Genomic DNA, 12,695 nt, shown 5'->3' with positions numbered 1-12,695 from the left:
GGAATTTCCGATCGTGGAGGCAATCGCCGCCGGCGACGCCGACCTGGCCGAGGAGCTGATGCGAGGTCAGCGGATCTCCCGTACCAGGCCGGTCTTCACGTCGAAGACGAAGCCGCGCACGTCGTCGGTGTGCAGCAGGAACGGGTTGGTGCGCACCCGCTGCATGGACTGGCGCACGTCCTGGTCGACGTCCCGGAAGGCCTCCACGGCCCAGGCCGGGCGCTGGCCGACCGCCATCTCCAGCTCGGTGCGGAAGTCCTCGGTGATCGCCTCCAGACCGCAGCCGGTGTGGTGGATCAGCACGATGCTGCGGGTGCCCAGCTTGTGCTGGCTGATGGTCAGGGACCGGATCACGTCGTCGGTGACCACGCCGCCCGCGTTGCGGATGGTGTGACAGTCGCCGAGCTCCAGGCCGAGCGCCGCGTGCAGGTCGAGGCGGGCGTCCATGCAGGCCACGATGGCGACGTGCAGAACAGGGCGGGCGTCCATGCCGGGGTCGGTGAACGCGGCGGCGTAGTCCTTGTTCGACTTCACGAGCTGGTCGGTGACCGACATCAGATCACTCCCTGCGACTTGAGCAGCGGCAACTCGTCCAGGGTCAGCCCGAGTTCACGGACGTAGATCTCTTCGTTGTGTTGGCCGAGGAGGGGGGAGGGGGTGATGCGGGTGGGTGAGTCGGAGAGTTTGAGGGGGTTGCCCACGGTGGTGTAGGTGCCCCGTTCGGGATGCTCGACAGTGACGATCATGTCGTTCGCGGCGAGTGAGGCGTCCTCGATGATCTCCCGGGTGGACAGGATCGGCCCGCACGGAATGTTGTGCGCGTTGAGCTCCTCCAGCACCTGCCACTTGGGCAGGGTGCTGGTCCACTCCTCGATCAGCTGGAACATCTTCGCCAGCTTCGGCAACCGCGCCTGCGGCGTCGCCCACTCCGGATCCTCGACCAGCTCCGGCCGCCCGATCAGCTCCGCGATCGGCCGCCAGCCCACCGGCTGGACGATCACATACACATAGTCGTTCGGGCCGCCCGGCGCACACCGCACCGCCCACCCCGGCTGCCCACCACCGGAGGCATTGCCGGAGCGCGGCACCTCGTCACCGAAGTCGTCATTGGGGTATTCGGGCAGCGGGCCGTGCGCCAGACGCTGCTGGTCACGCAGCTTGACCCGGCACAGGTTCAGCACCGCATGCTGCATCGCCACGTTCACCCGCTGACCCCGCCCGCTGCGCTCCCGCTGCAACAACGCCGCCAGAATCCCGGCGACCGCATGGATGCCGGTGCCGGAATCACCGATCTGCGCACCCGTCGCCATCGGCGGACCGTCCGCATCCCCCGTGGTCGCCATCGACCCACCCATCGCCTGCGCCACCACCTCATACGCCTTGAACCCGGTGTATGGCCCCTCCCCGAAGCCCTTGATCGACGCATACACGACCCGCGGATTGATCTCCCTGATCCGCTCCCACGTGAACCCCATCCGGTCCACCGCCCCCGGACCGAAGTTCTCCACCAGCACATCCGAACCCCGGATCAGCTCGGTCAGGATCTCCTTGCCCCGCTCGGTCTTCGTGTTCAACGTGATGCTGCGCTTGTTGCAGTTGAGCATCGTGAAATACAGCGAGTCCACATCCGGCAGATCCCGCAACTGGCCCCGGGTGACGTCCCCGCCCGGCGCCTCCACCTTCACCACATCCGCTCCCAGCCACGCCAGCAACTGCGTCGCCGACGGACCCGACTGCACATGCGTCATGTCCAGGACACGCACACCCTCAAGAGCCATCGTCATGCTCGCCACCCCATCCCTCTTCGTTTTGCATAGTGCATACCGGCAGAGTGTTGTGTTCGCCGTTGGCGGGCGGCGCCCGTGTCAGGGCGCCGCCCGCCGCGTCGGCCTTACGGCATCAGCTGGTACTCCGGGAAGTTGCCGGGCAGGCGCTCGTCCGCCGGGCCCTGGGTCACCGCGCGCACCAGCAGCTCACCGCCGACGAACGCGCCGCGCCAGGACGCGCCGAAGCCGCCGAACAGCTCGTCGCGGTCACCGCGGGAGCGCGGCTTGCCGTGCCCGATCTTGAAGGCGCGGATCTGGGGTGCGAGCCGGTCGAAGGTCGACTGGTCGTCCGTGGACAGGGTGGCGACCAGGGCGCCGTTGGAGGCGTTCATGGCGGCCAGCAGCTCGGCCTCCGTGTCGACCAGGACGATGGTGTCGACCGGGCCGAAGGGTTCCGCGTGGTGCAGCGGGGAGGACGGGGGCGGGTTGAGGAGGGTGACGGGCTGGACGTACGCCGAGGTGTCCTGGCCGGGCAGGAAGCGGGCGTCGGCAGGCGAGCCGCGGTGCAGCGGGACGGCGCCGCGGCTGATGGCCTCGGCGATCTGGTCGTGCAGCTCCTTGGCCTTGGCCGCGTTGATGACCGGGCCGAAGTCCAGGGCCGGGTAGGGGTCGTCGGCGTGGGTGACCGCCAGCGGGTGCCCGACGCTGAGCGAGCGCACGGCCGGGAGGTACGCCGCGAGGAACGCGTCGAACAGCTCGCGCTGGACGACGAAGCGTGGGTACGCCGTGCAGCGCTGCTTGCCGTAGTCGAAGAGCTTGGGGATGACGGCTGTCAGCGTGTCCCAGTCCGAGTAGTTCCAGATGCCCCAGGTGTTGAGTCCTTCCTGTTCGAGGATGTGCCGCTTGCCGAGGTCGGCGACGGCCGTGGCGACGGCGGCGCCGGTGTCCCGGCCGCCGACGAAGGAGACGCAGCCGATCTCGGGCGCCTTGACCAGTGCCTCCGACAGCTCGCCGCCGCTGCCGCTGACGAGGGTCACGGGGATGCCCTCACGGGCGGCGAGGGCGCAGGCCAGGGTGAGACAGGCGACGCCGCCGTCGGTCGGGGTCTTGGCGATGACCGCGTTGCCCGCCAGTGCTTGGACCAGCAATGCGTGAACGAGCACGCTCATCGGGTAGTTCCAGCTCGCGATGTTGGACACCGGGCCGTCGAGGGGTGCGCGGCCCGCGACCATCGGTTCGATGCCGTCGACGTACCAGCGCACTCCGTCGATGGCCCGGTCGACGTCGGCCTGGGCGAGCCGCCACGGCTTGCCGATCTCCCAGACGAGGAGGAGCGCGAGCAGCTCGCGGTGCTGGGTGAGGGCGTCGAGGGTGGCCGCGACACGGGCGCGGCGCTCGGCGAGCGAGACGTGCCGCCAGGCGCGGTGCTGGTCGAGGGAGGCGCGGACGGCCCGGTGGGCGGCGTCACGGTCGAGGCGGGGCGGGCCGGCGATGGGGCTGCCGTCGACGGGGCTGGTGGCGGGCAGGGCCCGGCCGTCCGCCTGCCAGGCGGCGTTCCAGAGGTTGAGGACGCGGTCGTCGCGGAACGCCTCGGGGGCGACGGCGAGGCAGCGCTGCCAGGCGTCGGCCCAGTTCGTGCCGGACTTCACCACGAGGGGTGTGGCGTTGAGGGTGGATGTCATGCGGTGTCTCCGCTCTCGGTGCACAGTCGGGGGCGGGGGGTGATGTCTGCCGGATCGCGTGGGAACACATGTCCACGCGGCCGACAGCCGCTCATGCGGGGAGAATGCGGTGGCGCCGGATGTGCGCCCCGCGGTTACTCCGTTGTTCCCGGCAGGGTCTCCGTGTCAACCACCGAGTGGTGCCAGGTTCCAGCGTGGGTGGTGTCAGGCGCCCGTTTCCAGCCGGGCGAGCACAAGGCGGGCCGTCTCGGTCGGGGTGTTTCCGACCTTGACACCGACCGCCTCCAGGGCCTCCTTCTTCGCCTGCGCGGTGCCGGAGGACCCGGACACGATGGCGCCCGCGTGGCCCATGGTCTTGCCTTCGGGCGCGGTGAAGCCGGCGATGTAGCCGACGACCGGCTTGGTGACGTGGTCGCGGATGTAGGCGGCGGCCCGTTCCTCGGCGTCTCCGCCGATCTCCCCGATGAGAACGACGAGTTCGGTGTCGGGGTCGTCCTGGAAGGCGGCCAGGCAGTCGATGTGGGTGGTGCCGACGACGGGGTCGCCGCCGATGCCGACACAGGTCGAGAAGCCGATGTCGCGCAGCTCGTACATGAGTTGGTAGGTGAGCGTGCCCGACTTGGACACCAGGCCGACACGGCCGGACCTGGTGATGTCCGCGGGGATGATGCCCGCGTTGGACTGGCCCGGAGTGATCAGGCCAGGACAGTTGGGACCGATGATCCGGGTGCCCTTCTCCTTCGCGTACGAGGTGAAGGCGACGGAGTCGTGGACGGGGATGCCCTCGGTGATGACGACGGCCAGCCCGATGCCGGCGTCGGCGGCCTCGACGACGGCCGACTTGGCGAAGGCGGGCGGCACGAAGACGACGGTGACGTCGGCCCCGGTCGCCCGCATGCCCTCGGCGACCGACCCGAAGACCGGGACGGCCCGCTCGTCGAAGTCGACGCTCTGCCCGGCCTTGCGCGGGTTGACGCCGCCGACGATGTTCGTGCCGGCGGCGAGCATGCGCCGGGTGTGTTTCATGCCCTCGCCGCCCGTCATGCCCTGGACGAGGACCTTGGACTCCTTGGTGAGAAAGACGGCCATGTCCCGCTCCTTCAACTGGTGTTGGCGAGTTGGGCGGCGCGGCGGGCGGCACCGTCCATGGTGGTGGCCTGCTGGACGAGGGGGTGGGCGCGGCCGTCGAGGATCGCTCGGCCGCGGGCGGCGTTGTTGCCGTCGAGGCGCACCACGAGCGGCTTGGTCAACTCGACCGCGTCCAGGGCCTGCACGATGCCGTCGGCGACGGCGTCGCAGGCGGTGATCCCGCCGAAGACGTTGACGAACACCGACTTCACGGCGGGGTCGGAGAGGATGACGGACAGCCCGTCGGCCATGATGCGGGCCGATGCGCCGCCTCCGATGTCGAGGAAGTTGGCGGGCCGGGCACCGCAGCCGGCGACGACGTCGAGCGTCGACATGACCAGGCCCGCGCCGTTGCCGATGATGCCGACCTCGCCGTCCAGCTTGACGTAGTTGAGGCCCTTCGCGGCGGCGGCAGCCTCCAGCGGATCGTCGTGCGCGACACTCTCGTCGCCCCAACGTGCCTGACGGAAGCGGGCGTTGTCGTCGAGCGTGACCTTGCCGTCGAGGGCGAGGATCCGCCCCTGCCGGGTACGCACGAGGGGGTTGACCTCGACGAGGACGGCGTCCTCGCGGACCAGCACCTGCCACAGCCGTACGAGAACGTCGACGGTCTGGGCCGGCAGACCGGCCGCGTCGGCGATCTCTCCCGCCTTCGCGGAGGTGACGCCCTCGACCGGGTCGATGTGGAGGCGCGCGACCGCCTCCGGCCGGCTGGCCGCCATCTCCTCGATGTCCATGCCGCCCTCGGCGGAGGCGATGGCGAGGAATCGCCCTGCGGCGCGGTCGAGGACGTACGAGACGTAGAACTCGGCCTCGATGTCGACGGGTTGGGCCAGCATGACCTTGCCGACCGTGTGTCCCTTGATGTCCATGCCGAGGATCTGACGGGCCGTGAGCTCCGCCGCGGGCGGATCGGCGGCGAGCCGCACGCCTCCCGCCTTGCCCCGGCCCCCCGTCTTCACCTGCGCCTTGACGACCACGCGGCCACCGAGCCTGCGGGCGATCTCGCGGGCCTCCTGCGGCGAGTCGGTGACCTCCGCCCGCGGCACCGGAATGCCGTGCTCCTGGAAGAGTCCCCGCGCCTGATGCTCGTAAAGGTCCATGCTTCGGCTCCCGTCTTAAAAGTGGTGCACGCCCCCTGGACATCACCCATCGAATGCGGGATAACAATCTTCATACAGTATTCGTCGACTGTATGCAATGTGCCAAGCGAGGTGACCGTGGCAGCGATGGCTCTTGAGGGTGTGCGTGTCCTGGACATGACGCATGTGCAGTCGGGTCCGTCGGCGACGCAGTTGCTGGCGTGGCTGGGAGCGGATGTGGTGAAGGTGGAGGCGCCGGGCGGGGACGTCACCCGGGGCCAGTTGCGGGATCTGCCGGATGTGGACTCGCTGTATTTCACGATGCTCAACTGCAACAAGCGCAGCATCACGTTGAACACGAAGACCGAGCGGGGCAAGGAGATCCTGACCGAGCTGATCCGGGGTTCGGATGTGCTGGTGGAGAACTTCGGTCCGGGGGCGGTGGACCGGATGGGGTTCACGTGGGAGCGGATCAGGGAGATCAATCCGCGGGTCGTGTATGCGTCGATCAAGGGCTTCGGGGAGGGGCCATACACCGGGTTCAAGGCGTATGAGGTGGTGGCGCAGGCGATGGGTGGGTCGATGGCGACCACGGGGGATGCGGACGGTCCGCCGATGGCGACGGGTGCGCAGATCGGTGATTCCGGCACCGGCATCCATGCGGTCGCCGGGATTCTGGCGGCGTTGTTGCAGCGGGAGCGCAGCGGGCGGGGTCAGCGGGTGAACGTGGCGATGCAGCATGCGGTGCTGAACCTGTGCCGGGTCAAGCTGCGTGACCAGCAGCGTCTGGCGCACGGCCCGCTGCCCGAATACCCCAATGACGACTTCGGTGACGAGGTGCCGCGCTCCGGCAATGCCTCCGGTGGTGGGCAGCCGGGGTGGGCGGTGCGGTGTGCGCCGGGCGGCCCGAACGACTATGTGTATGTGATCGTCCAGCCGGTGGGCTGGCGGCCGATCGCGGAGCTGATCGGGCGGCCGGAGCTGGTCGAGGATCCGGAGTGGGCGACGCCGCAGGCGCGGTTGCCGAAGCTGGCGAAGATGTTCCAGCTGATCGAGGAGTGGACCAGCACCCTGCCCAAGTGGCAGGTGCTGGAGGAGCTCAACGCGCACAACATTCCGTGCGGGCCGATCCTGTCCACCCGGGAGATCATCGAGGACGCCTCACTCGCCGCGAACGACATGATCGTCACTGTCGAGCATCCCGAACGGGGCACCTACACCACCGTGGGCAACCCCCTCAAACTCTCCGACTCACCCACCCGCATCACCCCCTCCCCCCTCCTCGGCCAACACAACGAAGAGATCTACATCGGTGAACTCGGCCTGGGTGACGAGGAATTGCGCCTGCTGAAGACGAGCGGGGTGGTCTGACGTGACGTGAGTGAGCGAGGGGCCGACCGACGGTGCGCGTCGGCGAGGCCCCGGGATCCGTGTGCGCACGAAAGGCATTTGGACAGGGGGCGCTGGCCAGATCTTTCGACGCAAGGAGTGCTTGACCAAGATGACAACCATCGACTATTCGACGTCCGTCCCGTATCGGGAGGTGACGGACCGCAACGGCCGCGTGTACCGCATCGGTGAGACCGATGTGGACATCATGGGCCGCAGGCGCAGGTGGATGGTCATCCTGCCGTGGGTGGGCATGATGGGCATCAGCTCCGCCGAGTACGCGTTCACGTCGGCGGAGGACACCCTCCACGAGGCTCATCTGTGGAGCAGCGGGCACATCTTCTGGCTGATGGGCGTCTGGGTGTTCTTCCAGGCGGCCGTGGCCTTCCCCGCCGGACAACTGCGCGAGAGCGGCAAACTCCCGGCCCGTACGGCGATGATGCTCGGCGCGGTCGGCACGATGCTCGGCTATCTGTCGCTGGCCTTCGCGCCGAACGTGCTCGTGGCCTACTTCGGCTTCGGCATGTGCAGCGGTATCGGCGCCGGTCTCGTCTACGCGACCTGCGTGAACATGGTCGGCAAGTGGTATCCGGAGCGCAAGGGCGGCAAGACCGGCTTCGTCAACGGCGGTTTCGCCTACGGCTCGGTGCCCTTCGTGTTCCTGTTCACCTCGTACATGGACCTGAGCAACTACCAGACCGTGCTCGCCAGCGTGGGCGTCGGACTGTGCCTGGTCGTGGCGTCGGCCGGCTGGTTCTTCAAGGACCCGCCGAAGAACTGGTGGCCCTCGCACGTCGACCCGCTGAAGGTCACCGACGACCCGAAGATCCGCCGGGCGCTGGAGAAGAACCCGCCGTCCCCCAAGCAGTACACCCCGAAGGAGGCCTCTCGTCAGCCCGTTCTGTGGATGATGTGGTTCTGCCTGCTGTGCACGGCCGGCATCAACATCTTCGGTATCGCCTTCCAGGTGCCGTTCGGCAAGGACATGGGCTTCGCGGGCGGGATCGTGGCCACCGCCATGTCGTTGAAGGCGATCGTCAACGGCACCGGTCGTGGCGTCATCGGCTGGATCTCCGACCGCTACGGGCGCCGCAACACGCTGATCATCGTGTGTCTGGTGCTGGGCACCGCCCAGTTCGGTGTGCTGGTCTCGGGCCAGATGGGCAGCATGCCGTTCTTCCTGTTCTGCTCCATGGTCTCCGGCTTCGGCGGCGGCGCGATCTTCCCGCTGTTCGCGGCCATGACGGCGGACTACTTCGGTGAGAACAACAACGCCTCGAACTACGGCATGGTCTACAGCTCGAAGCTCATCTCCGGTCTCGTGGGCTCCGGAATGGGTGCGGTCGTCGTCGACGCATGGGACTACGAGGGCGCGTTCGTGCTGGCCGGCTCCATCGGCCTGTGCTCCGCCGTGCTCGCCGTGTTCCTGAAGGCGCCCGGCACACCGAGGACCAGCCGCGGCATCGCCCCCAACCCCCAGCCGCTCGGCGAGGAAATGGCCTGACAACCCCGGCCTGACACGGAGGAATTGCCCAGCAATGACGGCGGACCCCATCGCATCGAACAACTCGACCACCTCCCCCGACGCCGCACACCGTCCCTACCGAGAAGTGACCGACGCGCACGGACGTGTCTTCCGTGTCGGTGAGACCGACCGGGACATCCTCGGTCACTCCCGCAAGCTCATGGTGTATCTGCCGTGGATCGCCATGATGGCCATCAGTGTCTTCGAGTACGCGTACGGCTCGGCGGAGGACACCCTGTCCCACGCCCACGGCTGGACGCAGAGCAACACCTTCTGGATCCTCAGCGTCTGGATCTTCTTCCAGGCCGGCGTCGCCTTCCCGGCGGGCTGGCTGCGGGAGAAGGGCCTGCTGACGGCGCGCAAGGCCATGTACGTCGGCTCAGGACTGTGTCTGGTCGGGTTCCTCGCCCTGTCGCACCTGAGCAACGTCTGGCTGGCGATCCTGGGCTTCGGCGTCGTCGGGGGCATCGGCGCCGGGCTCGTCTACGCGACCTGCATCAACATGGTCGGCAAGTGGTTCCCCGAACGCCGGGGAGCGAAGACGGGGTTCGTCAACGGCGGCTTCGCGTACGGGTCGCTGCCGTTCATCTTCATCTTCAACTACGGCTTCGACACCGCGAACTACCACCGGGTCCTGGACCTGATCGGCTGCTACATCATGATCGTGGTCTTCGGAAGCGCCTTCTTCTTCAAGGACCCGCCGAAGAACTGGTGGCCCGCGGACATCGACCCGTTGACGTACGCGGGCAACGGGAAGAACGCGACGAGTCTCGCCAAGAACCCTCCGGCGGCACGGCAGTACGCGCCCAAGGAGGCCATCAGGACCGGCATGCTCCCCCTGATGTGGGTCCTCATCGTGATGACCGCGGGAGTGTCGATCTTCGGCATCTCCTTCCAGGTCGACTACGCGAAGGAGGTGGGCTTCGGCCCGCTGGTGGCGGCGTCCTCGATGGGTGTCATGGCGGTCATCAACGGTATCGGCCGCGGAGTCGTGGGCTGGCTTTCCGACAAGTGGGGCCGCAAGCAGGCCCTGGTGTTCGTGATCGTCGTGCTGGGCCTGGCCCAGTTCGGCGTGATCTGGGCGGGCGACATCAGGAGCGAGTCGCTGTTCCTGTTCTTCGCGTTCCTCTCCGGCTTCGGCGGCGGCGCCTTCTACCCGCTCTTCGCGGCGCTGACGCCGGACTACTTCGGGGAGAACTTCAACGCCACCAACTACGGCCTGGTGTACAGCGGCAAGCTGATCAGCGGCCTGTTCGGCGGCGGCCTCGGCTCCATGGTCGTCGCGGCCTGGGGCTACGACGGGGCGTACGCACTGGCCGGTGCCGTCTCCATGGTGGCGGCGGTGCTCGCCCTGCTGCTGCGGCAGCCGGGCCGGAGCACAGCGGTCTCCCGGCCCCCGCAGCCACAGCCGACGAGCTGACGGCACGACGCGGAATGCTCAGCCAGGCCCCCCTCGGACTACGGGGGGCCTGGCTGAGGTCACAGCGACGGTTGCGTGACGCAACTGGATTCAGGACGTATGCACAACACCCGTGTCCTTCGCGATCTCCTCGAAGAGATCAGCCGCGTGCGCCAGCAGCATGCGCTGATCGCCTGTCTCGATGAGCGGATCATTACCGAGGGAGGCAACCCGGCGAGCGAACTCCGCACGCGCGGCGAGACCTTCCGGCGTGAGGGCGGTCCCGAACGCGGCGTTGCGAGCCAGTGCCAGGCTGCCCCGGTGATCCGTGGTGCGCTGCCGAGGGCGGGGAAGACCGCCGTTCGGCTCTTGGGACGCGGCGCAGAACGTTGTCGGAAGGATCACCGACAGATAGTGGAACACCGTCTGCAGGTCCAGGTACTGCGGGCCGTCCGGAATGCCCTTGTCCAGGATGCGCAAGAGACTGCCCGTGAAGCCGGTATGCCGGTCTGTCAGCTCGTAAAGTGCGGGAGTTGTCTTGCCCGTCGCGCACAGGACATGGACGTCACCGACGCTCGGATCGTCCAGGGCCCGACTGGCGAAGCAGCAGTCGAGCACGGCTACGGACTGCTTGGCCCTCAAGTAGTGCAGACGACTGAAAACGGAGCTGATCGGCAGCCCCGTACGGACCGCCTCATTCCGCTCGTCTATCGATCCGGCAAGAGCGAGGAACAGTTCGGTACGCCCGCTCCCGTCACCGGCGAGCGAGGCCTGCATGCCATGCCCCACGTAGTAGAAGAGGACGACGTCCGGCTTCTCACCCGCGATGCGGTCGAGCGCGCCGAGGACCTCCTCTGTGCTCTTGGGGTTGCCGACGGGCAGGACGTGTTCCTCGTCGAACAGCCCCTGGGAGCCGGTCAGCGCCCGTGCGAGATCTTCGAGGCTGGACGCTGCCTGGGGAATGGCGGGCAGGTTACTCGGGTGCACCTGCTCAGACGTGCCCACCAGGACCGCCCAGGAGTTTTCCCGGTCGATCGGACGCGTAGGCCATGACAGGCTCATCCCATTCCCCTCACACCCCGCAGTCCCGCAAGATCTTCGCCTTGACCCGCGGAACATCCGCCTCGGACCGAGCCGTACCGGTGATCTCGACGCCGTTGGGGCATGTGATCCTTACGGCCACGTTTCGTGTCTTCACCCGCTGCAGCAACCAGTTGCAGTAAGCGGTCAGAGCGGCGGACAATACCGGCCCCGATTCGGCGAGCACGCGTACCGCCTCGTCAACGGCGCCCTGTCGCCCGTCAGAGGGCGGCCGAGAGACTCTGTTGATGTCCGCGCGAGCCAGGTTTTCAGTGTCACGGAACCAGGCTGTCAGGCTCTGCGCATTGTCCGCGACCGTTTGCTCGTCCCCGTCGAAGCCAAAGATCATTTCAGACAACGTGACCCCTTGCAGTCGGCAGAATCGTGACCCTTCGCGTGGCGCCTTTCCCGCACCGACCATCCGGCCCACCACTCAAGTGCCTTGAGTACGGGGCGAGTTGATCCCAATTACACCAAACATGACGAAGAACTGAGAGTAGCCCGTCTGTAGAAGGTTGACCATACGACGACACTGAGCTCACGAGGCGTGAGGGGGCGAGCGGCCCGACGCCCGCCGCACCGAGGTGCGGCGGGCGTCGGCTGTCTCATGTCAGCAGCCCTTGTCACGCAGGGAGTGCAGATACGCGCTGGACCGGCGGGCGAAGGTGAACGACTCGGTGGGCTGGTCGTGTTCGGCCTGCCAGTGGTGGGCCAGGCGTTCACCACGCAGCCGGGTCACGGCGGAGATGAAACGCTGGTAGTCGATGTCGCCGTCGCCGACGTCGGTCATGCGGTAGCCGTAGGTGTCGGCCGGGTCGCTGACGCCGTCCTTGACGTGGAACAGCGGGTAGCGGTGCGGCTGCCTGAGGACGTAGTCCAGCGGCTCGAAGGGGGCGGGGCTGCCGTCGGGGCGCTTGGAGAAGCGGAACTGGCCCGAGTAGGCCCAGAAGATGTCCATCTCCAGGAACACCAGGTCCGGGTCGGTCTCCGCGAGCAGCACGTCGTAGAGACGGACCTTGGGGTTGTCGGTGGCGAAGGAGAACTCCTCGGAGTGGTTGTGCTGGTAGAACTTCATGCCGCGCGCCTTGGCCGCCGCGCCGTAGGTGTTGAACTCCTCCGCCGCCCGCTTCCAGGCGTCCACGGTCGAGCCGTAGCGGAACGGGCCGGAGGCGGTGCCTATGTGCTTCAGACCGAGGGCCTGGGCGTCGTCGAGGACCTTGGTGAGGTTCTGGGCGAAGGTGTAGGCGTTCGGGTCGTCGGAGTAGTAGCCGACGTGGCTGCCGATCGGGTTCAGGCCGTGGTCCCTGGCCAGCCGCCTGAGCTGGGCGAGCGTGAGGGGACCGGCCGAGCCCTGGGTGTATCCGGCGAACTCGACCTCGTCGTAGCCGTACTTCTCGAGTTCGGCGAAGACGGGGGCGAAGCCGAGGGTGGAGACCTTGTCGCGGAGGCTGTAGAGCTGGATGCCGAGCCGGCCGGGCGGCAGGACGGGGCGGCCCCGGCCGGCGGTGGAGGACGCGGCGGTCGCCGGGGCCGCTGCGGCGCCGAGCAGTGCGGCGGCGGTCGCGCCCGCGGCCACGCCGAGCATGCCTCGTCTGCTGAGGCGGTGGGTGAGCTCGGGGTCTGGCTGGGAGATGCGGCTCATGT

At 67.9% G+C, this 12,695-nt stretch carries 11 protein-coding genes; 3 read left to right on the top strand and 8 right to left on the bottom strand.

Annotated elements, in window-relative coordinates:
- Window positions 1–66: 66 nt before the first annotated feature.
- From EJC51_RS38485 to sucC, 5 genes are all read right to left on the bottom strand, one after another.
- The gene (locus EJC51_RS38485; RefSeq protein ID WP_126275292.1) at window positions 67–555 is read right to left on the bottom strand and encodes a beta-class carbonic anhydrase; all 489 of its coding nucleotides are present in this window, start codon (window positions 553–555) and stop codon (window positions 67–69) included.
- On the bottom strand, window positions 555–1,784 hold the full coding sequence (gene frc / locus EJC51_RS38480) for a formyl-CoA transferase (protein WP_126275291.1): 1,230 nt from the start codon (window positions 1,782–1,784) through the stop codon (window positions 555–557). The genes EJC51_RS38485 and frc (EJC51_RS38480) overlap by 1 nt, the downstream gene beginning before the upstream one ends.
- Window positions 1,785–1,891: 107 nt before the next feature.
- Window positions 1,892–3,448: an aldehyde dehydrogenase family protein gene (locus EJC51_RS38475; protein WP_126275290.1), complete on the bottom strand. Its 1,557-nt coding sequence runs from the start codon at window positions 3,446–3,448 to the stop codon at window positions 1,892–1,894.
- A gap of 204 nt (window positions 3,449–3,652) precedes the next feature.
- Window positions 3,653–4,537, bottom strand: a complete 885-nt coding sequence (gene sucD / locus EJC51_RS38470; RefSeq protein ID WP_126275289.1) for a succinate--CoA ligase subunit alpha — start codon at window positions 4,535–4,537, stop codon at window positions 3,653–3,655.
- 11 nt (window positions 4,538–4,548) lie between these two features.
- Complete coding sequence (gene sucC, locus EJC51_RS38465) at window positions 4,549–5,679, bottom strand: ADP-forming succinate--CoA ligase subunit beta (RefSeq protein WP_126275288.1); 1,131 nt, start codon at window positions 5,677–5,679, stop codon at window positions 4,549–4,551.
- Window positions 5,680–5,796: 117 nt separating this feature from the next.
- Between sucC and frc (EJC51_RS38460) the strand changes: the two genes are divergently transcribed.
- From frc (EJC51_RS38460) to EJC51_RS38450, 3 genes are all read left to right on the top strand, one after another.
- The gene (gene frc / locus EJC51_RS38460; RefSeq protein ID WP_126277297.1) at window positions 5,797–7,029 is read left to right on the top strand and encodes a formyl-CoA transferase; all 1,233 of its coding nucleotides are present in this window, start codon (window positions 5,797–5,799) and stop codon (window positions 7,027–7,029) included.
- 130 nt (window positions 7,030–7,159) lie between these two features.
- Window positions 7,160–8,551 carry an OFA family MFS transporter gene (locus tag EJC51_RS38455; RefSeq protein ID WP_126277296.1) on the top strand — a complete coding sequence of 464 codons (1,392 nt, stop codon included), beginning with the start codon at window positions 7,160–7,162 and terminating at the stop codon, window positions 8,549–8,551.
- 34 nt (window positions 8,552–8,585) lie between these two features.
- The gene (locus EJC51_RS38450; RefSeq protein ID WP_126275287.1) at window positions 8,586–9,992 is read left to right on the top strand and encodes an OFA family MFS transporter; all 1,407 of its coding nucleotides are present in this window, start codon (window positions 8,586–8,588) and stop codon (window positions 9,990–9,992) included.
- Window positions 9,993–10,082: 90 nt separating this feature from the next.
- On the opposite strand, the gene EJC51_RS38445 is transcribed toward EJC51_RS38450, so the two are convergent.
- The 3 genes from EJC51_RS38445 to EJC51_RS38435 form a co-directional block, all read right to left on the bottom strand.
- Window positions 10,083–11,033 (bottom strand): caspase, EACC1-associated type, encoded by a 951-nt coding sequence (locus tag EJC51_RS38445; protein WP_165951370.1) that lies wholly within the window; start codon window positions 11,031–11,033, stop codon window positions 10,083–10,085.
- 10 nt (window positions 11,034–11,043) lie between these two features.
- The gene (locus tag EJC51_RS38440) at window positions 11,044–11,400 is read right to left on the bottom strand and encodes an effector-associated constant component EACC1 (protein ID WP_126275285.1); all 357 of its coding nucleotides are present in this window, start codon (window positions 11,398–11,400) and stop codon (window positions 11,044–11,046) included.
- A 261-nt stretch (window positions 11,401–11,661) separates the two neighbouring features.
- Window positions 11,662–12,693 (bottom strand): sugar phosphate isomerase/epimerase family protein, encoded by a 1,032-nt coding sequence (locus EJC51_RS38435; protein ID WP_126275284.1) that lies wholly within the window; start codon window positions 12,691–12,693, stop codon window positions 11,662–11,664.
- Between the last annotated feature and the right edge of the window lie 2 nt (window positions 12,694–12,695).

The organism is Streptomyces aquilus (assembly GCF_003955715.1).
GTDB classification, from domain to species: Bacteria; Actinomycetota; Actinomycetes; order Streptomycetales; family Streptomycetaceae; genus Streptomyces; species Streptomyces aquilus.
This window is presented reverse-complemented; position numbering and strand designations above follow the sequence as displayed.

Bases quoted from the DNA above. Each gene is read 5' to 3' on its own strand.
- EJC51_RS38485 (WP_126275292.1), bottom strand. From the start codon at position 555: ATGTCGGTCACCGACCAGCTCGTGAAGTCGAACAAGGACTACGCCGCC.
- frc (WP_126275291.1), bottom strand. From the start codon at position 1,784: ATGACGATGGCTCTTGAGGGTGTGCGTGTCCTGGACATGACGCATGTG.
- EJC51_RS38475 (WP_126275290.1), bottom strand. From the start codon at position 3,448: ATGACATCCACCCTCAACGCCACACCCCTCGTGGTGAAGTCCGGCACG.
- sucD (WP_126275289.1), bottom strand. From the start codon at position 4,537: ATGGCCGTCTTTCTCACCAAGGAGTCCAAGGTCCTCGTCCAGGGCATG.
- sucC (WP_126275288.1), bottom strand. From the start codon at position 5,679: ATGGACCTTTACGAGCATCAGGCGCGGGGACTCTTCCAGGAGCACGGC.
- EJC51_RS38455 (WP_126277296.1), top strand. From the start codon at position 7,160: ATGACAACCATCGACTATTCGACGTCCGTCCCGTATCGGGAGGTGACG.
- EJC51_RS38450 (WP_126275287.1), top strand. From the start codon at position 8,586: ATGACGGCGGACCCCATCGCATCGAACAACTCGACCACCTCCCCCGAC.
- EJC51_RS38445 (WP_165951370.1), bottom strand. From the start codon at position 11,033: ATGAGCCTGTCATGGCCTACGCGTCCGATCGACCGGGAAAACTCCTGG.
- EJC51_RS38440 (WP_126275285.1), bottom strand. From the start codon at position 11,400: ATGATCTTTGGCTTCGACGGGGACGAGCAAACGGTCGCGGACAATGCG.
- EJC51_RS38435 (WP_126275284.1), bottom strand. From the start codon at position 12,693: ATGAGCCGCATCTCCCAGCCAGACCCCGAGCTCACCCACCGCCTCAGC.